Origin of the sequence: Drancourtella sp. An12, from assembly GCF_002160935.1 — a bacterium.
Classification (GTDB): domain Bacteria; phylum Bacillota; class Clostridia; order Lachnospirales; family Lachnospiraceae; genus Sellimonas; species Sellimonas catena.
This window is the reverse complement of record NZ_NFLO01000009.1, coordinates 76,031-98,052: the sequence shown is the minus strand read 5'-3', so window position 1 is coordinate 98,052 and position 22,022 is coordinate 76,031. Positions and strand designations below refer to the sequence as shown.

The following is a 22,022-nucleotide window of genomic DNA, read 5'->3' as shown; positions in this document are numbered from 1 at the left end:
GCGAAAGAGGAAGTATAATAGACCAAAGAGGAGCGAATATAGAGGATTTGCGAAAGGGGTTTAGTTCATGGCGGTAGTAGATATTGGAATTGACCTGGGGACAGCGAGTGTCCTTGTATATGTGAAAGGAAAAGGCGTTGTGCTCAAGGAGCCGTCCGTAGTTGCGTTTGACAGAGATACAAATGAGATCCGCGCAATCGGGGAAGAGGCAAGACTGATGCTTGGAAGAACACCGGGCAATATTGTAGCGGTACGTCCTCTCAGACAGGGCGTGATTTCAGATTATACGGTTACGGAGAAGATGATCAAATATTTTGTGCAGAAGTCGCTTGGAAAGCGTACATTCAAACGCCCTCGTATCAGCGTCTGTGTACCGAGCGGTGTAACAGAGGTTGAGAAAAAGGCTGTGGAAGAGGCGACATTCGCGGCAGGCGCAAGAGAAGTGCATCTGATCGAAGAGCCGGTTGCAGCGGCAATCGGGGCAGGTATCGACATTTCCAAAGCATGTGGAAATATGATTGTAGATATCGGAGGAGGCACATCGGATATTGCGGTGATCTCTCTTGGCGGTACTGTTGTCAATACATCACTGAAAATTGCGGGAGATGACTTTGATGAGGCGATTGTGCGTTACATGAGGAAAAAGCACAATCTTCTGATTGGAGAACGTACCGCAGAAGATATCAAGATCCGGATAGGCACGACTTATCCGCTGGTGGAGGACGAGACGATCGAGGTGCGGGGACGTAACCTTGTTACGGGTCTTCCAAAGACGGTAACGGTTTCTTCTTCGGAGACAGAAGAAGCTTTAAGAGAGCCGACAAGTCAGATCGTGGAGGCTGTAATTGGTGTGCTGGAGAGAACACCTCCGGAGCTTTCAGCAGATATTCTCGACAGAGGAATTGTTCTGACAGGAGGCGGTTCCCTGCTCAGAGGCTTGGAAGAGCTGATTGAAGAGCGGACAGGCATCAATACAATGACAGCGGAGGATCCGATGCAGGTTGTTGCGATCGGAACCGGTCAGTTCGTAGAATTTATGAGTGAGAACAAAAAGTTTCATGTATAGAAGTCAAAACAGAAGGACTGCTGCGGGAAGAGGATTACTTTCGCAGCAGTCCTGTTGCTTTCCGCCGGTTGCATGACAAGAGGCTGGCGGTATTGAAGGTGAATACAAATGGAGGAAACAGGTGGAAAAGATAACGGGATACATTGACCATATTATTTTCAGAAACGAGGAGAATGGTTATACGGTATTTCAATTTCATAATGAGAACGGGGAAGTAACCTGTGTCGGAAAATTTCCGTACATTGGGGATGGGGAATTTCTGGAACTGGAAGGAGAGTATGTCATGCATCCTTCTTACGGGCTGCAGCTTCAGGTGACAGGGCACAAGGTAAAGGAGCCGGAGGACAGGGAATCCATTGAGCGGTATCTTGGATCCGGTGCTGTGAAGGGGATCGGGCCTGCGCTTGCAGGAAAGATCGTTGCGAAATTTGGAGAAGATACATTCCGCATTATGGAGGAAGAGCCGGAGCGGCTGGCGGAAATCAAGGGAATCAGTGAGAGAAAGGCCCGGGAAATCTGCGTACAGGTAGAAGAAAAGAAAGACCTCAGACAGGCAATGATTTATCTGCAGAAATACGGGATTTCCATCAATCTGGCAGTCAAGATCTATCAGAAATACGGACTGGGAATTTACAGCATTCTGGAAGAAAATCCATACAGACTGGCAGATGATATTGAAGGAGTCGGATTTAAAACGGCAGATGAGATAGCATTCAGAATCGGAATTCATACGGATTCAGATTTCCGGATTCAGAGCGGGATTTTTTATACACTGCTTCAAAGTGTACAGGAAGGTCATGTATATCTGGAAGAAAAGGTGCTTTCAGCAAAAGCGGCACAGCTTCTGGAAGTGGAGATTACAGATATTGAGAAGTATCTGATGGATCTTGCGATGGAAAAGAAGGTTGTCCTGAAGCAGGATGAAGAGCAGGTCCGTGTATATCCGGCAAAGTACTATTACATGGAGATGAATACGGCACGGATGCTCAAAGAGCTGAATATCCGGTACGAGGAAGACGACAGTCTGATCCGGAAACGGATTGAAAAGCTGGAAAAGCAGAATGAGTCCACGCTGGATGAAAGACAGAGAGAAGCGGTGGCAGAGGCGGTAAAAAACGGTATCTTTATCCTGACAGGAGGGCCGGGAACCGGAAAGACAACCACGATCAATGCCATGATCCGCTATTTCCTGAGTGAAGGGATGGATATCCGTCTTGCCGCGCCGACAGGACGCGCCGCCAAAAGGATGACAGAGACGACCGGATATGAGGCGCAGACAATTCACCGCCTTCTGGAAGTCAGTGGAAATCCTGAGGAGACAGGGAAAGGAGGATTCGGGAGAAATCAGGAGAATCCTCTGGAAACAGATGTGGTAATTATTGATGAAATGTCCATGGTGGATCTGCCTCTGATGCATGCGCTTTTGTCTGCGGTGATCCCGGGGACAAGACTGATTCTTGTAGGAGATATCAATCAGCTTCCGTCGGTGGGTCCGGGAAAAGTGCTCAAGGATCTGATCGATTCCGAAGTATTTCCTGTCATGATGCTGACCAGGATTTTCCGGCAGGCACAGGAAAGTGATATTGTCGTCAATGCGCATCGGATCAACGCGGGACTGGAAGTACGGCTTGATAATAAGAGCAGAGATTTTTTCTTTTTAAAAAGACAGGATGCAGATGTTATTATCAGCGTGATCCTGACACTGATCCAGAAAAAACTTCCGCGGTATGTGGATGCAAAAATGACAGATATTCAGGTGCTGGCGCCGATGAAGAAGGGGCTTCTGGGAGTGGAACGGTTAAACCGGATTCTGCAGCAGTATTTAAATCCGCCGTCCCCTAAAAAGCAGGAAAAGGAATATGGGGAAAAAATATTCCGTGTCGGCGATAAAGTGATGCAGACGAAAAACAACTATCAGCTGGAATGGGAGATTGCCACAAAATACGGACTGGTTGTTGATAAAGGGATCGGAGTTTTCAACGGAGATATAGGTATTGTGACGGCCATTCATACATATGATGAGACTGTGGAAGTGGAGTTTGACGAAAAACGTAAGGTAAAATATCCGTTTAAGCTGCTGGATGAACTGGAGCTTGCCTATGCGGTTACTATCCATAAATCTCAGGGAAGTGAGTATCCGGCGGTTATTATTCCGCTTCTCTCGGGGCCAAAACAGCTTTATTGCAGGAATTTATTGTATACGGCAGTTACAAGAGCAAAAAAATGTGTTACACTTGTAGGAAGCGATACTGTTTTTCAGGAAATGATTCGAAATGTTGAAGAGCAGAAGCGGAACACTTCTCTCTCGGAGAGGATCCGGGAACTATCGTAGGGAAAATCAGAACAAAAACAGCATGAAGAATATATGGAAACTGCTTTATCCGGATGTCTGCCCGTTCTGCGGAAAGGTGAACGCGAAGGGGCCGTGTACAGACTGTCTGAAAAAACTTTCATGGATAAAAGAACCAATGTGCAAAAAATGCGGGAAACCGGTCGGGGATGAACAGACAGAGTACTGCAGGGACTGCCGGGAGAGAATTGAGGATGGAAACTGCTGGTTTGACAGAGGGAGGAGTCTCTGGACGCACCGGCCCCCGGTGAGCGGCTCCATCTATCAGTTCAAGTTTAAAAACCGCAGGGTATATGCCCGGTATTATGCGGAAACAATGAAAGAACGTCTGGGAAAGCAGATTCAGAAATGGAAGGTACAGGCGATCCTTCCGGTTCCGATGGATAAGTGGAAGAAGAGAAAACGTGGTTACAATCAGGCGGAAATTCTGGCAGAAGAACTTGGAAAACTTACCGGAATTCCGGTGGAAACCGGACTGATCCGAAAGCGGAAGACGTCAGACGCTCAGAAAAGTCTGAACAGACGCGGAAGAGCACATAATCTGGAAGGAAGTTTTCAGGTTGAACGAAAAACCGGACTTCCGGAACGGGTACTTCTTATTGATGACATCTATACGACGGGCAATACGGTCAATGAGGCCGCAAAAACACTGAAGAAAGCAGGAGTCAGGAGGGTGTTCTTTTTGACGATAAGTATTGGACAAGATATTTGATTTTTGATATACTGAACATAGTTTTCTGAGGATAGGAAGGTGGAATATGGTTAACGAAGAAAAAGTAAAGCTGATGAACAAAATGGCTCTATATGAGGAAAAATATGGAAAAGAAGATTTTAAAATTGCTTCCTATTACAAAAAAGATTATATCAGCTATCAGACGATTATTACTGTGATCTGGGTTACGATAGGATATGTAGTTCTGTTTGGAGTGTTTGCGGCCGCTTTTATGGAATCCTTTCTGAATGAGGCAACTTTGATAAGCATAGTTCTGATTATGCTGGCGGCTGTTGCGCTATATCTGATTCTTGCTGTTTCTTACGGGCTTTTTGCTTCCAGGTTTTACCAGAAGAAGCATATCAGGGCAAAGGGGAGAGTAAAGCGCTATGTCCGTATGCTGACTCAGCTGGAGAAATTTTACGGTAAAGAAAGGAAGAAAAAAAATGAGTAATTTATTTGTCCTGAAGGAGCAGCTGCAGGCCTTTTACGCGAAATACTCAAAAGAAGTAGATAAAATCGTACAGTTTCTGCTTGCTTTTATTGTATTTTATCTTGTTAATTCCAAGATTGGTTATATGGAGGCTGTGGCAAATCCGCTTGTTACTTTGATACTGGCTCTGATCTGTGCGTTCCTTCCGGGAACACTTACCGTACTGGTGACAGCGGTGCTGATTTTAATTCACGTATATGCCCTGTCGATGGGAGTTATGATTGTGACGGCAGCTCTGTTTGCAGTAATGTTCATTTTCTATTTTCGTTTTACACCGGAAAAGTCGATGATTGTCCTTCTTGTTATGGTCGCATACTTTTTCAAGATTCCGTTTGCGGTTCCGATGGCATTTGCGCTGATGGGAACGCCAATCTGTATCATGCCGATTTTTTTCGGTACGCTGATCTATTCCATGATCAATTATCTGGAAATGTCGGCAACAGCTGTAACGGGGGCAAGCGGAATGGCAGGAGAGATGACCTTGTTTGCCACACAGATCCTGCAGAATAAAGAAATGTGGATTTACATCGCATCATTTGTTGTGGCGGTTCTGGTTGTCTACACACTTAGAACAAGTGAGTTCGATCAATCATGGAAAATCGGCGTGGCAGCCGGAGCGGTGGCCGACATTATCGTCATCGTTGCAGGAAGCATCGTCTTCAGTGTACAGATTGATTATGTGACATTGATTTTCGGAAATATTATTTCGGTTCTTCTTGCCCTGATTCTGGAGTTTTTCATTTTTTCTGTCGACTATTCCAAGGCAGAAAAATTTCAGTACGAGGATGACGAATATTACTATTATGTTAAAGCGATACCAAAGGTATCTGTTGCTGTTCCTGAAAAACGGGTGAAAAAGATCAGCAGACGAAAGACAGATTCCAAAAAGAATGAGAACAAAAACCGGGATACAAGGATCGAAGAAATAGAAGAAGCTTCCCCGTCTCCGGCGGAAAAAACTACAGAGAAGACCTACATACCGGGGATGACAGAAGAGATGCTTCTGGCCAAGCAGCTTCAGGAAGAAATGGATCTTGAGAAGCTGCTGAAAAATGAATTGGACGATAAAGACGAATCTAAATAGCAAAAGAAAAAAGGGGATAACATGGGTGAGTATAAGATGATGGGAGGTGACAGGAATGAACAGCAGATTTTTTGAAGCTATGAGAGGATATTTTCCGGACTGGTATCTGCCGGATATTTACTGGACGGATATTGTGGAAATTGTGATTGTAGCGTTTCTGATCTATCAGATCATGGTCTGGATCAAAAACACAAAGGCATGGATGCTGCTAAAGGGAATTCTGGTCCTTGCTGTTTTCATTCTTGTCGCAGCCATATTGAAGATGAATACCATTTTGTGGATTGCAAGGAACAGTGTATCGATCCTTGCGACCGCGGCGATTGTGGTTTTCCAGCCGGAGCTTCGCCGGGCGCTGGAAAAGCTTGGGGAAAAACGGTTCCTCACAGCGATTGTGCCGCTTGACAAGGGGAAAGAAAACGAACGGTTCAGCAGCAGGACGATCGATGCGATTGTGGAAGCATGCTTCGCCATGGGAAAAGTAAAGACAGGAGCACTGATTGTAGTGGAGCAGGCGATCCGTCTGACGGAGTATGAAAGTACCGGAATCTATATGGACTGTATTGTATCTTCCCAGGTTCTGATTAATATTTTTGAGCATAATACCCCGCTGCATGACGGTGCAATTATTGTAAGGGAAAACCGGATTGTTTCCGCGACCTGTTACCTGCCGCTCTCAGATAACATGGAGATCAGTAAGGAACTGGGGACACGGCACAGAGCTGCTCTTGGAATGAGCGAAGTCAGCGACGCGCTGATCATTGCGGTATCCGAGGAGACCGGATATGTGTCTGTAGCACAGGGCGGACAGCTTGTAAGAAATGTGACTCCGGAATATCTTAAGGAGAGTCTGATCAAGATTCAGACGAAGAATACGGAAAAGAAAATAGCGAAACTGTGGAAAGGAAGGCGGAAACATGAAAAAGAAACTGACTAAAAACCTCCCTCTGAAGCTGTTGTCGCTTGCACTTGCCGTATTTTTATGGGCAGTCGTTGTAAACGTTGACGATCCGGTTACATCCGTGCAGTTTTCAAATGTACCGGTCGAAGTACTGCATCCGGAGGTTGTGACCAGTAAAGGAAAGACCTATCAGATTGAAGATGAAACAGATACGGTCCGGGTGACAGTAAGGGCCAAGAGGTCTGTCCTGCACAGCATGACTGTTTCTGACATTAAAGCATCTGCGGATATGAAAGAGATGTCTCTTGGTTCACAGGTTCCGATTGAGGTGTCGATACCGGGATTTGAATATGTGGAGGCATATTCCAGTCCGAGAAATCTGCAGGTAACGATCGAGGATGAAGCACAGAATACATTCCCGATTACGCCGACAACAACAGGAAGCGTCAGAGATGGATACGTGCTGGGAGAAATTAAAGCAGATCCGGAGAAAGTAAGAGTCAATGGACCGAAGTCCATCATCGATCAGATTGACAAGGTGGTTGCTGAAGTAGATGTAACCGGACTGGCAGAAGATACGACACTTCAGTCCAAGCTGGTATTCTATGACGCGGAAGGAAAGACAATCGATAATACGCTGCTCACACTTCAGGATCTGAGAGATGAGAACGATGTAAGTGTTCAGGTTGAGGTGAGAAATACAAAACGACTCCAGCTGGAGTTCGACACATCATCCATCAGGACGGCTGACGGATACATATTTACAGGTATCACGACAGAACCGACGGAGGTTCAGGTATCAGGAAGTTCAGATGTACTTGAAGATCTTGACAAGATTGAGATCCCTGCAAGTGCTTTGAACATTCAGAATCTGAACAGTAAAGAGGAGGTTGTGGTTGATATTACCCCGTATCTCCCGGATGGCGTGGAGCTGATTGATAAAAATGCCGGAGCGGTTGTCGTCACAATAGGAATTGAAGAGGAAGGAAGCAGGACTCTGGAGATGCCGACAGGATCCATTGTCGTGAACAATCTGCAGGAAGGTCTCCGCTATTCCTATGTATCCGGCAGCAATCTGGAGATCAAGGTTCAGGGAGATCAGGAACTCCTGGATTCTCTGGAACTTGGAGAAGGCAGTCTGTCAATTAATCTTGTCACATATCGAGAGCCGGGAGAATATGATGTACCGGTGGAAGTAAGACTGCCGGAAGGATGTTCACTGGCGGAAGATGTTGTCATCAAGGTCAGGCTGGAACAGGTTGAAAACGAAGAAAGTGAATAACTGGAGGGAATACTATGGTTAGCCGGAAAGTAGTTGTAAGCAATCCTACGGGACTTCATCTGAGGCCCGCAGGACTGTTCTGTAAGACTGCGGTTGAATTTCGGTGCAGTGTAAAGTTCCGTACGAATAAAGGCGAGAGCAATGCAAAAAGTGTTCTCAGTGTTCTTGGAGCCTGTGTGAAATGCGGAGATGAACTGGAGATCATCTGTGACGGAGAAGATGAAAAACAGGCACTTGAGACAATGGTGGCACTTGTTGAGAGCGGACTAGGAGAATAGAGACAGAAGAATGAGGAGTGTGATTGGAATGCTGAATTATCAGAGATACAGGAGGGTGCCGGTTGTTCCGTATCCAGAACGGACCTGGCCGGATAAACAGATCGAAAAAGCACCGGTATGGTGCAGCGTGGATTTAAGAGATGGAAACCAGGCATTGATTGAACCAATGGTTGTAGAAGAAAAAATAGAGATGTTTAACCTGCTTGTCAAACTTGGGTTTAAGGAGATCGAAGTAGGATTTCCGTCTGCTTCCCAGATTGAGTATGATTTTCTGCGGAAACTGGTGGATGAAAATCTGATTCCGGATGATGTATGGATTCAGGTGCTTGTACAGTGCAGAGATCATCTTGTGCAGAGAACATTTGAGTCTCTCAAAGGAGTGAAGAATGCGATCGTACATATCTACAACTCTACGTCCACCCTTCAGAGGGAAGTTGTATTCAAAAAGGGAAAAGAAGAAATTAAAGAAATTGCCCTTGATGGAACAAGGATGGTAAAAAAATACGCGGAGGACTTTGAGGGGAATTTAAGGCTGGAATATTCCCCGGAAAGCTTTACCGGAACAGAACTTGATTATGCTCTGGAAGTGTGTGTGGCTGTTCAGAAAGAATGGGGAGCGACAAAAGAGAAGCCTATCATCATTAACCTTCCGGCTACTGTGGAAATGACAACACCGAATGTGTATGCAGATCAGATTGAGTGGATGAACCGTCATTTCAGCGACAGGGAAAGCGTGATTCTCAGCATTCATCCGCATAATGACAGAGGAACCGGTGTTGCCGCGACCGAGCTCGCACTCCTCGCAGGAGCAGACAGAGTGGAGGGAACGCTTTTTGGAAACGGAGAAAGAACAGGAAACCTGGATATTCTCACCGTTGCTTACAATATGTTCTCACAGGGTATTAATCCGGAGCTGAATATCGAAAATGTGACAGAGATCAAAGAAGTTTACGAAAGATGCAGCAAGATGGATGTTCCGATGCGTCATCCATATGCCGGAAAGCTGGTGTTCACTGCATTTTCAGGTTCTCATCAGGATGCCATCAACAAAGGTATGCAGGCAATGCATGAGAAGAATCAGGAATGGTGGGAAGTACCGTATCTTCCGATTGATCCATCCGACATCGGAAGAGAATATGAACCGATCGTCCGCATCAACAGCCAGTCAGGAAAAGGCGGCGTAGCGTTTGTGATGGACAGCGAGTTCGGCTACAAGCTTCCGAAACGGATGCACAAAGAGTTTGCAGATGTAATCCAGAAGATTGCGGAAGAACAGGGTGAAGTTGCACCGGCAACCATCATGGAAGTATTTGAAAAAGAATATCTGCGGAAAAAGACACCGTATGAATTCATTCGGGCAAAGGCAGAAGATGTGGCTGAAAATGAGACAGAAGTAGAAGTAGTATTCATGGCAGGTGAAGAATTAAAGAGTGCAAAAGCAGTAGGAAACGGTCCGCTTGCCGCACTTAAAAAGCTGATGGCAGACGAAACCGGCATGGATTTCACACTGGTGGATTATTCACAGCATGCACTGAGCAAAGGATCCGAGGCAAAGGCAGCTGCTTATATCTGTCTGCATGATAACCGCACCGGAAAAGAAACATACGGAGTTGGTGTCAGCGCTAATATTACGAGAGCAGGCTTCCGCGCATTCTTCAGCGCAGTTGACAGACTGATTGAAAATTAAGATACAGGGCAGGATATCCTGCCCTGTTTTGTTATGTTGTCAAAAATGAGAAATGGGCTGATGTGTCTGGTAGACAATTATTATAAAATTCAGTATAATGAAGAAAAATCTTAATTTATAAAAGGAGAAAAAGTGATGAGCAGAGCAGCTTTAGTGATTATGGCGGCCGGTATCGGCAGCAGATTTGGCGGAGGGATCAAACAGCTGGAACCGGTAGGGCCAAATGGGGAAATCATTATGGACTATTCAATCCGGGATGCCGTGGAGGCTGGATTTGACAAAGTTGTATTTGTCATTCGAAAAGACCTGGAAAAAGATTTCAAAGAGGTCATCGGGGAGCGGATTGAAAAACAGATTCCTGTTGAATATGCTTTTCAGGAGCTGGATGACATTCCGCAGGAATTTCAGGAAAAATTCCAGGGAAGAACAAAGCCTTGGGGAACAGGGCAGGCAATTCTGGCATGCCGGGGTAAGGTAACAGAGCCGTTTCTTGTTATCAATGCAGATGACTTCTACGGTAAAGAAGCATATGTGGAGGCATATCAGTATCTGAAAGAGAAAAAAGAAGCATCAGGAAAAGAGCCGATCTGCATGGTTGGATTCGTACTGAACAACACCTTGAGTGAAAACGGGGGAGTGACAAGGGGTGTCTGTGAGGTCGATGAAAACGGACATTTGACAAACATTGTGGAGACGCACAATATTATCAGAAAAGGAGAAAAGGCTGAGGCGGAAGACGGAGCAAAAGAGCTGGAGCTTGATGTTCCGGTATCCATGAATATGTGGGGACTGCAGCCGGAATTTCTGGATATTCTGGAAAAGGGATTTCATGAATTCCTTGAAACAACAAAAGCAGATGATCTGAAAGCAGAATATCTGCTTCCGACCATTATCGGAGGACTTCTGAAAGAGGGCAGGGCAGAAGTCACCGTGCTGAATTCAAAGGACAAGTGGTTTGGAGTCACTTATAAAGAGGACAAGGAAAGTGTGGTGAATGCTATCAAAGAACTGATTGAAAAAGGAATTTATTAAGGAGTAAAGAGTTATCAAAGGAAAGAGAGAGGGATCAGGAATGAGAAAAATGATGAAGTGCGCAGCAGCGTGGGTACTGGCGTTTGCGGTTGCACTGACGGCGGTTCCGGTGGCCTATGCAGAGGATGCGGCCGGAAATCCGGAGACAGAGAATACAGTACAGGATGAAGCTGTGAAAGAGGCAGCCACAGTGGATCAGGAGTCCCTGAACGACCAGGCAGGACAAGGTGATCAGAATCCGGATTCTACGGAAGGAAGTGTTCTGGAAACAGAAGACGAGAAGGCAGGAGCAGAAGAAAATGCGGCACAGCAGACAACGCCGGGCGAAGGAGTAGAGACTGAGAATCCTGCAGCAGTGGATCCGGCAGTGGAGAGTGAAGAGCAGACGCAGCCGGCGGAAGAGGCGCAGGCGGAGGCTGTACAGCAGCAGACAGAAACTGATGTGCAGGAAAAAGCAACACCTGAGACCGAACAGGAAGCTGTTTTGCCGGAACTTACCTATCGGACTCATGTGCAGGATATTGGCTGGCAGAGCTGGAAACAGGACGGAGAGATGGCCGGAACCAGCGGACTTTACAAGCGGCTGGAAGCAATTGAGCTGAAGCTTTCAAAAAGCGATTATGAAGGAAGCATTGAATATCAGACCCATGTACAGAATATTGGCTGGCAGGGCTGGAAACGGGACGGACAGCTGTCCGGAACACAGGCAAGAGCACTTCGTCTGGAAGCCATCCGGATCCGTCTGACCGGGGAAATCGCAGAGTATTATGATATATACTATCGGGTACATATCCAGAATTATGGATGGCTTCCGTATGTAAAAAACGGGGCGGCAGCAGGAAGTGAGGCCTTTGGACTCCGGCTGGAAGGCATCGAAGTTAAACTGGTGAAAAAGGATGAAGGCACGGCACCGGCTGTCGGATATGGTTTTTTGAAAAATGTGCTTTATTATTCCGGCCATGTCCAGACACTTGGAAATGTAAAAGAGGTTAAATCAGGAAGCGTTCTGGGAACAGTAGGACAGTATAAGCGGATGGAGGCTCTTTCTGTCCGGCTGAAAGGGATGGACGGATATGCGTCGGGAAATATCCGCTATCAGGCCCATGTGCAGAATATTGGCTGGCAGGGCTGGAAACAGAACGGAAGCAGTGCCGGAACAACCGGAAAGGCGCTGCGCCTGGAAGCGGTTCAGATTCAGCTTGACGGTGAAATCGCTCAGATTTACGATGTGTATTATCGGGTACATGTTCAGAATTACGGATGGCTGGGATGGGCTAAGAATGGAGCCGTATCAGGAACAAGCGGATTCGGATACCGGATGGAGGCCATCCAGATTCAGCTGGTTCCTAAGGGATGGAAAGCCCCGGGCTCTACAGCGCATGCTTATCTGAAAAATTACACGAACAATGATCTGACCTATTCCGGTCATGTTCAGAACGTGGGAAACGTAGCGGCAGTAAAGGGCGGTGCCACACTTGGAACCGTTGGAAAAGGAAGAAGGCTGGAAGGTTTTTCGATCAACCTGAATGATTCCGCAGATGGACTGGCGAAAGGAAGTATCCAGTACCGTGCCCATGTACAGGATATCGGCTGGCAGGGCTGGAAACAGGAAGGGACTCTTGCCGGAACAACCGGACAGGGAAAACGGATGGAGGCCGTTCAGATCAGACTGACCGGCGAACTTGCTTCCTACTATCACGTATATTATCGGGTTCATTCACAGTATTTTGGCTGGCTTGGATGGGCAAAGGACGGAGAGTCTGCCGGAACAAGCAGCCTGTCTCTGAGAATCGAAGCCATTCAGATTAAACTGGTGCCGAAAAAAGACAGTCAGAGTGCCTATCAGACAGGAAAGGCATACTATAATACGTATCGCTATCAGAATCCAAAGCAGTACCTCCAGATCAGACATGTGCAGAAGACGTTAAGCGGCGGCGGATATAATCTGAGCAGAGGATACATGGGCCTGAAAGTCTGGTATGTACAGAGAAAACTTGGACTTTCCGGAAGAAGGGCAATCATGGACTCCACGACCATCAACGCTGTAAGGAATTATCAGAGAAGGAGCGGTCTTTCGGCGACAGGTGTGGTCGATCTGGCAACCTGGAAAAAGATGGGATATTCCGAGTCTGCATGGTATCATCTTGGAGCATACGCAAGTCCTCTGAAGACGAATCCGGCAAGCACACGCAGTGACTGTATCGAGGCTATGATCAGTACGGCGTATCAGTATCTTGGCAATCCATATATTATTGGAGCTTCAGGAGATCCGAATCATGGACTGGACTGCAGCGGCCTTGTCATGCAGGCACTGTATTCCGCAGGAATTGATCCGGCACCGGTAAGTCCGATCCGCCATTCAAGACCGGGATACGAATATGAATGCAGGAATTTATGGAATCTCCCGATGAAACATGTCCCGTATTCACAGCGGCAGAGAGGAGATCTGATATTCTATAAGAGCGCAAATGGAACAATTATCCATGTGGCGATTTATCTCGGAAATAACAGGGTGATTGAATCCTGGCCAAATAAAGTAGTAGTATGGCCGGTTCAGAATTCACACCGCTCCCTGATTGCAGGGGTCGCAAGACCATTTGTATAGGGAGGCGGAAAATGAGAAAGCAGAAAAAACGGTTCATAGCGTGTATTCTGGCTCTGACACTGGCAGGAGGACAGCTTGTTCCGGCATCGGCCGCCGGAACAGACCAGATGCCTGCACAGGAAAAGACAGTTGGTACTGTGGAAGAAACGCAGGAAAATCAGGAGACAGATCTGACGGATCAGGGAGACATGGCAGAATCCGGTGAAAATCCGGATATGGATCCGGCAGAAGACGCAGATGCCCCGGATTCTGTTCAGGATGATACTGACAGCAGCCAGGATGATGCTGGAAGCACTGAGGAACAGGACCCGGAAGCCGGAGCCGGTGAAGAGGAAGCTGGCAAGACAGGCGGGGAAACAGAGACTCTTCCGGATGGAGAAATCCCGGAAGACACAGATGAAACAACTCCGGATATGGATGCAGAAGGTCAGACAGAAGAAGCGGCAGAGGAAGAGCAGGATCTGCTGACACAGAGTCTGGAAGAACCGGTTGCAGGCGTGTCTTATCAGATATCCGGACAGAGTAATATGGAAAAACCCGTGATGGACGGTGCTGTGGCGGGCCGGCCGGGATCCGGACAGAGAATAGAGGGGATTTCCATAAAGCTTTATACAAAAGAAGGGGAGGAACAGCCTGCCGGAGGAATCCGGTACCGGGCCCATGTACAGAATATCGGCTGGATGGACTGGGTCAGTGATGACGATTATGCCGGAACAAAGGGACAATCACTTCGGATGGAAGCAGTACAGATCGAATTGACAGGTGAAATAAAAGAGCAGTATGACGTGTATTATACAACCTATGTACAGAACATCGGCTGGCTTGGCTGGGCGAAAAACGGACAGAGCTCCGGAACAGAAGCTTTTTCACGGCAGGTCGAAGCAATTCGGATCTGCCTGGTGGAGAAAGGAAGCGAAGCGCCTGGAGAAAATCAGGGATATTTTGTAAAGGGGGTTCCATCTTCCGCATTATCTGCAACAGCACATATTCAGACATACGGCGACCGGACGACAACAGGTTCTGGAAAGTTGATTGGAACGACCGGAGAGAAAAAGCGGATGGAAGGTCTCAGGCTGACTATAAAAGGAGCCGGGGAATCAGGTTGTCCGTCCGGAGGAATCCGGTACCGCGCCCACGTCCAGAATATCGGCTGGCAGGGCTGGAAACAAAATGGTGAACTGGCAGGTACGAAAGGAAAGTCGCTCAGAATGGAAGCGATCCAGATTGAGCTGACGGGAGAACTTGCCAGATATTATGATGTATACTATTCTGCTCATGTTCAGCAGCTTGGGTGGCTTGGCTGGGCGAAAAACGGTGAGAGCGCCGGAACCGAAGCTTTTTACTATCGGATGGAGGCAATGAAAATCTGTCTGGTCAAAAAAGGTGATCCGGCACCGGGAACAGCCGGAAATGCGTTTTGTAAAGGGTACAGCACGGGAAATCTGAAGTATTCCGGTCATGTGCAGAATATCGGGAATACCCGTGAAGTCACAAATAATCAGATTCTTGGTACGGTCGGGAAGAGTCTTCGGATGGAAGCTTTGAAAATCCGGTTGACGAATGCAGCCATGAATGGAAGATCCGGAGGAATTCAGTACCGCGCCCATGTGCAGAATATCGGCTGGCAGGGATGGAAACAGAATGGAGCCCTTGCGGGGACAACCGGCAGGGCGCTTCGTATGGAGGCGGTTCAGATTCAACTGACCGGAGAGATCGCAAAGTACTACGACATTTACTACCGTGCCCATGTCCAGAATTTTGGCTGGCTTGGGTGGGCGAAAAATGGTCAGAGTGCCGGAACGACAGGATACGGATATCGTATGGAGGCACTCCAGATCCAGATGGTTCCCAAAGGAGGAAATGCTCCGGCAAATTCAGGATACTATAAACAGTATACGGGGAAGAAGTCATTAAATGTACCTTTGACCTATCAGAATCCAAAGTATCCGAACGGGTGTGAGGCAATTTCTTTATATATGGTACTTCGGTATTATGGGTATATGCTGACGACAAATGATGTCTGCAATAAATATCTTCCAAGAGGGCCGCTTCATTCCACAAATCCATATGCGGCCTATATGGGGAATCCGGGCTCACTGACAGGCGGTTATGGATGCTGGGCCCCAGTGATCTGCCAGACGGCGGCGAACTATTTCAAGGCGGTCAACGTGAAAAACAGATCTGCCAAAAATATTACCGGAACATCGCTTGAAGGACTGTTTCAGTATATTGACAAGGGAATGCCGGTTGTTGTGTGGGGAACCCTCAATATGGGAAGTACGACATGGTTCCGGGCAGGAAGAAAAAATGGTGTTACCTTTTACTGGCCTTCCAGAGCCCACTGTGTCGTTCTGACCGGCTATGATAAAAACAGAAAAGTGGTAAAAGTCAATGATCCTATCCGGGGAAAAGTAGAATACAGCTTTTCGAGTTTTGAAAAAGCGTATAGGACCATGAACAGAAATGCAATGGTAATACAGTAAACGAGGAAAACAAGGAGAAATCTTTTACGGGATTCTCCTTGTTTTTTATTTTCACAAAAATTTCAGAAAATTGATAAATGAAGAAAAGTATGACAATACATTGGAAAAGATAAAGGCTTAGAAAGGATTTTGAGAAAAAAGTGTTACAAAATTATTACAAGATAAGAAATTTTTAAGGTCTAAAAACTTGCGGAAAGTATGGAAATCTTATATAATATAGGAAGTTTGTAGACCAGAGAGGTGTTTTATGAAACGAGAACTGAAAAAATTTGAGTCAACCATGTGGCTGTGCATCAAATTGTTGCTATATATTTTATTGATGGGCACCTTTATGTTTATTATGTCCAGAGAAAATAAGGCTCTCGGCGTACTTTCCAGAACGATGGGAATTACGTTTTCCACATACTGCATTGTAGGGCTTTTGTTTCTCAGCATTTACGGCAAGTATGATGTAGGCCGGAGAAAGAGTAAACCGATCATCTATTCACTTTCTCTGGCTGTTTTGTTCACGGATATTGTGACGTATATTCAGCTGATGATTATGAATACGATTACTCCAAGCATTTATGCATTCCGGCTCGACAGCATCGGGTCTCTGATTTTGAGTTTTATTGTTCAGGTCATTATTATTATCATCTTTGCGTATGCCGGAAACGGACTGTTTTTTACGATTCACAAGCCGGAGAGCTGCTGTATCGTAACATCTTCTCAGGAAAGCCTTGATAATATTGTAAGAGGAATTCTGAAATATAAAAAACAGTATAAAATCGACTATATCATGGACTATAGAGATAGACATCTTCTTGAGACGGTAAAGAAAGCCGATACCGTGTTTATTCATGACGTTCCGCTTGAGGTCAGAAGTAAAATAGTAAGATTTTGTTATAAGTATAAGATCAATATTTATTTTAATCCGGAAATCGAGGATATTGTTGAGATGAGTGCCAAATACTATCTTCTGGACGATGTTTCCGTTCTGAATGCCAATGTCAAAGCCTGGACGATGGAACAGCGTGTTATGAAGAAGCTTCTGGATATGTCTCTTGCGATTGTTCTTGGAATCGTAACTTCTCCAATCTGGATTGTCAGTGCAATTGCGATCAAAGCATATGATGGAGGACACATTTTTTTCAAGCAGAAGCGTGCGACATTAAACGGACGTGTTTTTGAAGTGTACAAATTCCGGACGATGAAAGAAAATGTAGAAAATCACTCTGTAACAGATGACGATGACCGGATTACCAAACCGGGAAGAATTCTGAGGAAAATCCGGATGGACGAGCTGCCTCAGCTGATCAATATCTTAAAAGGGGATATGAGTTTTGTAGGACCTCGTCCGGAGATGCTGGAAAATGTGGAGGCGTACGAGGAAGAACTTCCGGAATTCCGTTACAGACTCCGGGTGAAGGCGGGACTGACCGGATACGCGCAGATTGCGGGGAAATATAATACATCACCAAAAGACAAGCTGATCATGGACATGATCTATATTGAAGAATTCAATATTTTGCGCGATATTCAGCTGATTTTCCAGACGGCGATTGTCCTTCTGAAATCGGACAGCACGGAGGCGTTCCGGACAGGTGAAACAAGTCAATATATTTTTAAAGAAGCAGAAGAAACGGAAGCGGAGGAATAACAGGATATGAAAAAGTATGATTATGTGATTGTAGGCGGAGGGTTATTTGCAGGTACTTTTGCGTACTTTGCAAAAAAAGCAGGGAAGTCCTGCCTGATTGTGGAAAAAAGAGAAACTCTCGGAGGGAATCTTTACTGTGAGGATATCGAGGGAATTCATGTACACAAATATGGCGCCCATATTTTCCATACAAGCAACAGGAAAGTATGGGATTTTGTCAATTCTCTTGTAGAGTTTAACCGTTATACGAATTCTCCTGTCGCAAACTACAAAGGTGAAATTTACAATATGCCGTTCAATATGAATACTTTCAGTAAGATGTGGGGAATTGCGACTCCAAAAGAGGCGGAAGAAATCATCAACAGACAGAAGGCCGCAGTCAAGGGAGAACCGAAAAACCTGGAGGAGCAGGCCATCAGCCTTGTAGGAGAGGATATTTATAAAAAACTCATCAAAGGATACACGGAAAAACAGTGGGGCAGAGACTGTAAAGATCTTCCGGCGTTTATCATTAAGCGCCTTCCGGTGAGATATACCTACGATAATAACTATTTTAACGATCTTTATCAGGGAATTCCGATCGGCGGGTACAATGTTTTGATTAACGCTCTGTTTGAAGGATGCGATGTAGAGCTTGGCGTTGACTATAACGAGGAAAAAGAGAAATACAATGCACTGGGTGAGAAGGTACTCTATACTGGAATGCTGGATGCATATTACGGATATCGTTTTGGAAAGCTGGAGTACCGGAGTCTGAAATTTGAGACGGAAGTGCTTGATGAGAAAAATCATCAGGGTGTGGCGGTTGTCAATTATACCGACAGAGAAACTCCGTATACCCGGATTATTGAGCATAAGCACTTTGAATTTGGAACTCAGGAGAAAACTGTGATTACCAAAGAATATCCGACCGACTGGGAAGAGGGTATGGAGCCGTATTATCCGGTTAATGACGATAAAAATCAGGAACTTTATCAGAAATACAGAAACCTTGCGGATGAGGAACATCTGCTTCTTGGCGGAAGACTTGCGGAGTACAAATATTATGACATGGACAAAGTGATTGAATCCGCATTTCAGCTTGTGGAAAAAGAATTACAGTAGGAGAGCGTGATTATGGGAGAAAATAAAATCAAAGTCAGTGTCATTATGCCTGTCTATAAGGTAGAAGAATATGTAGGAAAGGCGATTGAGAGCATTCAGGCCCAGACATTAAAAGACTGGGAATTTTTGATCGTCGATGACGGAACTCCGGACCGGAGCGGTGAAATCTGCGATGCCTATGCCGCAGAAGATGAGAGAATTCATGTGATCCATAAAGAAAACGGGGGAGCTCCAAGTGCCAGAAATACAGCAATTGATATTGCAAAAGGGGAATACATGTATTTCATGGATTCCGATGACTGGGCAGAGCCGACTATGCTGGAAGATATGTACAAGCTTGCAAAACGTGATAACGCTCAGCTTGTCGTGGCAGGATTTTATATCGATACCTACTACGATAAAGAGAATTATGTGACAGATGACTATGTGGTGGAGGATGCCGTATATCCGGACAAAGAGTCTTTCCGCCGCAATGCCTACAAACTGTTCGATAAAAACCTGCTCTACACACCGTGGAACAAGCTTTTTGAATCCAGATACATCATGGAAAACAATCTTCGGTTTCCGGAAACATTCTGGGATGATTTCCCGTTTAATGTCAGCATTGTAAGAAACGTAGAACGGGTGACAGTGACTCACAGACAGTACTACCATTTTCTCCGGGCACGTTCCGAATCCGAGACAGCGGCTTACCGCCCGGGAATGTACGAAAAACGGGAAGAAGAACATGGCTGGATGATGGATCTTTATAAGGAATGGCATGTCGGAGACGCGAGAAGCAAAGAGATGATTGCCAGAAGATATATTGAACGCTTTATCGGATGCGTGGAAAATGTCACCAACCCGAAATGTGATATGACAGAAAAAGAAAAACGGGACGAGATCAAAAAGATGCTGGCAAATCCAAGAGTAGAGAAAATGGTCAGAATCGCGAGACCAAGATCTTCCTATATGAAGGTAATGCTTTTGCCGGTACGCTGGAAGAGCACATGGCTTACTTATCTTGAGGCGAAAGTGATCACATTTGTAAAAACAAAGAACACGAAACTGTTTACAAAATTAAAGGCGGGAAGATAATGGAAAAGAGACAACCGTGGATCAGTGTGGTGATGCCGGTGTATAATGTGGAAAAGCATCTCAAGAAGGCGGTGCATAGTATTCTTGATCAAAGTATACAAGACTTTGAAATTATTTTAGTGGATGATCATTCACCGGATGGCTGCCCAAGCCTTTGTGAGAAATTTGCGGCTTCTGATGAAAGGATCAGGGTAATACATCATGAGGTCAACCGGGGACTCAGTATGGCAAGAAATACCGGGTTAAAAGAAGCGAAAGGAAAATATATCTGGTTCATGGATTCTGACGACTATGTAGATGATGGACTTTTTGAAATGGTAAAGGAGTCACTGAAAAGAAATCCGGCAGAAATTGTAGTATTTGGTCTTACAGAAGATTATTATGATGAAAATAACCGGTTTCATCATAGTGAGAAGATCTTACCGGAACAACATTATTTTTCGGAGCAGGATGAACTAAGGGAATATATTATTGAACTGGAAAAAAAGACCTTATATGGATATGCATGGAATAAGATTTATGACTTGGATTACCTGAAAGATATCGGACTTCAGTTTGAAAAAATTACATTGATCGAAGATATCCTGTTTAATGTAAAATATTGCATGAACATTCAAAAAATGAATGTGATACCATATTCAGGATATCATTATAATAAAAGAATGGATAACAGCCTGACGTCTAAGTTTGTGCCAGAGTATTACAAGCTGCACAGGAAACGGATTGATCTGATTTACAGACAATACGAAATCTGGAATAAGTGCAGCGATGAAATCCGTTCTGTGCTGGGAGCATTGTATACAAGATATATTTTTTCTGCCGTACAGAGAAACTGTGACAAACGTGCGAATATGAATTTTCACAGCAGAAAAAAGTGGATACAACGTATGTTAAATGAACAGCTGGTACAGGAACTGATTCCGTATGCGGAAACAGAGGGGATACTTCTAAAAGTAATGATCTTGTTAGTGAAGAGAAAATGTACGTACGGCATCCTTTTATCCGGTAGAGTTATTTTTGTATGTAAGAACAAACTGCCATTGATGTTTGCTGTATTGAAACAGAAACGATAAGGGGTGAATCATTTGAAGTACTTAAAATTAGGAATTATCTATTTGTGCAGGATCGGTTTGAAAGTACTGTATATCCGGCCGGTTCGAAGGAATCGTATTTATCTTTCGGCTGACAGAGGAAGCGGAATTCGCTGTAATCCGCTCTATATTTACCGGTATATGAAAGAAACTTATCCGGGAGAATATGAATATATCTGGCAGTATGATGGTGTAAGTGATGAAGCAGATACCACCTATGTGAAACCGGGGAGCATCAAAGATCTGATTGCCATGATGACATCCAAAGTACTGATCAGTAATGATGGTTTTGGAAGTTTTATTCCAAAAAGGAAAACGCAGCTGTTTATCAATACATGGCATGGCGGAGGAGCATATAAAAGATCAGGTGTTGATTTCATAACAGATCAGCACCCGGTTGATTTAAAGATCAATCAGATTTGCGGCAGACAGACAGATATTTTTTTGTCAAGCAGCCGTAAATTTTCTGAAGTGATGACAACAGCAAAAATGGTTCCGAAAAAACGGTTTCTGGAATGCGGTATGCCAAGAAATGACTTTCTTGTGACAGGAACAACAGAAGATATCAAAGGGAAAGTCAGAGAATATTTTGGACTGAAAAAAGAGACGAAGACAGTACTGTTTGCTCCGACATACCGGGGAGAAGAACAGACGGCAACATTTCATTCAGAACTGGACAGTCAGGGGTGTATCGAAGCTTTAAAAGAACGGTTTGGAGGAGAATGGGCATTCCTGATGCGGAAGCATCATTTTGTAAAAGAGACAAGCTATGATGGCAGTATCAATGCAAGTGATTATCCGGACATGCAGGAACTTTTATATGCGGCAGACGTCTTTATTACAGATTATTCATCGACAATCTGGGACTATTCACTGACATTTAAACCGGGATTTCTGTTTGCGCCGGATCTTGATCAGTACAGTAAAGAGCGTAATTTCTATACGGATCCGGACACCTGGGCATTTCCGATTGCCAAAAGCAATGAGGAGCTTCAGAAGCTAATTCGGTCGTTTGATGAAGAAGAAGCTAAACAAAAGATTGAGGAGCATCAAAAACTGCTGATCAATAAGGAAACCGGAAGAGCAGCAGAAATTGTGGCAAAAAGAATCAGACAGTTCAAATAGAAGAAAGGAACAGATG

At 45.2% G+C, this 22,022-nt stretch carries 17 protein-coding genes; all 17 read left to right on the top strand.

The genetic code is table 11. The features are described 5' to 3' along the window. Nucleotides 1-67 precede the first annotated feature (67 nt). Nucleotides 68-1,066 (top strand): rod shape-determining protein, encoded by a 999-nt coding sequence (locus B5E64_RS09960; RefSeq protein WP_087168366.1) that lies wholly within the window; start codon nt 68-70, stop codon nt 1,064-1,066. Nucleotides 1,067-1,187: 121 nt separating this feature from the next. Continuing rightward, complete coding sequence (locus B5E64_RS09955; RefSeq protein WP_087168365.1) at nt 1,188-3,398, top strand: ATP-dependent RecD-like DNA helicase; 2,211 nt, start codon at nt 1,188-1,190, stop codon at nt 3,396-3,398. A gap of 22 nt (nt 3,399-3,420) precedes the next feature. Then, nucleotides 3,421-4,128: a ComF family protein gene (locus B5E64_RS09950; protein ID WP_087168378.1), complete on the top strand. Its 708-nt coding sequence runs from the start codon at nt 3,421-3,423 to the stop codon at nt 4,126-4,128. A gap of 46 nt (nt 4,129-4,174) precedes the next feature. Beyond that, nucleotides 4,175-4,582: a hypothetical protein gene (locus B5E64_RS09945; protein ID WP_087168364.1), complete on the top strand. Its 408-nt coding sequence runs from the start codon at nt 4,175-4,177 to the stop codon at nt 4,580-4,582. Further along, nucleotides 4,575-5,705, top strand: a complete 1,131-nt coding sequence (locus B5E64_RS09940) for a hypothetical protein (RefSeq protein WP_087168363.1) — start codon at nt 4,575-4,577, stop codon at nt 5,703-5,705. Before B5E64_RS09945 ends, B5E64_RS09940 begins: the two co-directional genes overlap by 8 nt. A gap of 55 nt (nt 5,706-5,760) precedes the next feature. Beyond that, nucleotides 5,761-6,639, top strand: a complete 879-nt coding sequence (cdaA, locus tag B5E64_RS09935) for a diadenylate cyclase CdaA (protein WP_087168362.1) — start codon at nt 5,761-5,763, stop codon at nt 6,637-6,639. Beyond that, a complete protein-coding gene (locus B5E64_RS09930) occupies nt 6,620-7,885 on the top strand; it encodes a CdaR family protein (protein WP_087168361.1) in 1,266 nt (421 codons plus the stop codon). Before cdaA ends, B5E64_RS09930 begins: the two co-directional genes overlap by 20 nt. Nucleotides 7,886-7,899: 14 nt before the next feature. Then, complete coding sequence (locus tag B5E64_RS09925; protein ID WP_087168360.1) at nt 7,900-8,163, top strand: HPr family phosphocarrier protein; 264 nt, start codon at nt 7,900-7,902, stop codon at nt 8,161-8,163. A 28-nt stretch (nt 8,164-8,191) separates the two neighbouring features. Further along, nucleotides 8,192-9,850, top strand: a complete 1,659-nt coding sequence (leuA, locus tag B5E64_RS09920; RefSeq protein WP_087168359.1) for a 2-isopropylmalate synthase — start codon at nt 8,192-8,194, stop codon at nt 9,848-9,850. A gap of 135 nt (nt 9,851-9,985) precedes the next feature. Further along, nucleotides 9,986-10,882, top strand: coding sequence for a sugar phosphate nucleotidyltransferase (locus tag B5E64_RS09915; protein WP_087168358.1), 897 nt, complete (start codon nt 9,986-9,988; stop codon nt 10,880-10,882). Nucleotides 10,883-10,931: 49 nt separating this feature from the next. After that, nucleotides 10,932-13,487, top strand: coding sequence for an NlpC/P60 family protein (locus B5E64_RS09910; protein WP_162610174.1), 2,556 nt, complete (start codon nt 10,932-10,934; stop codon nt 13,485-13,487). Between the two features lie 11 nt (nt 13,488-13,498). After that, nucleotides 13,499-15,970, top strand: a complete 2,472-nt coding sequence (locus B5E64_RS09905) for a C39 family peptidase (RefSeq protein WP_162610173.1) — start codon at nt 13,499-13,501, stop codon at nt 15,968-15,970. 247 nt (nt 15,971-16,217) lie between these two features. After that, entirely contained in the window at nt 16,218-17,609 is a 1,392-nt protein-coding gene (locus B5E64_RS09900; protein WP_087168355.1) for a sugar transferase, read from the top strand. A 6-nt stretch (nt 17,610-17,615) separates the two neighbouring features. Continuing rightward, the gene (gene glf / locus B5E64_RS09895; RefSeq protein WP_087168354.1) at nt 17,616-18,713 is read left to right on the top strand and encodes a UDP-galactopyranose mutase; all 1,098 of its coding nucleotides are present in this window, start codon (nt 17,616-17,618) and stop codon (nt 18,711-18,713) included. A gap of 12 nt (nt 18,714-18,725) precedes the next feature. Then, on the top strand, nt 18,726-19,790 hold the full coding sequence (locus B5E64_RS09890) for a glycosyltransferase family 2 protein (RefSeq protein WP_087168353.1): 1,065 nt from the start codon (nt 18,726-18,728) through the stop codon (nt 19,788-19,790). Then, on the top strand, nt 19,790-20,863 hold the full coding sequence (locus tag B5E64_RS09885) for a glycosyltransferase family 2 protein (RefSeq protein WP_087168352.1): 1,074 nt from the start codon (nt 19,790-19,792) through the stop codon (nt 20,861-20,863). Before B5E64_RS09890 ends, B5E64_RS09885 begins: the two co-directional genes overlap by 1 nt. A gap of 12 nt (nt 20,864-20,875) precedes the next feature. Beyond that, entirely contained in the window at nt 20,876-22,006 is a 1,131-nt protein-coding gene (locus B5E64_RS09880; RefSeq protein WP_162610172.1) for a CDP-glycerol glycerophosphotransferase family protein, read from the top strand. The last annotated feature ends 16 nt before the right edge of the window (nt 22,007-22,022 follow it).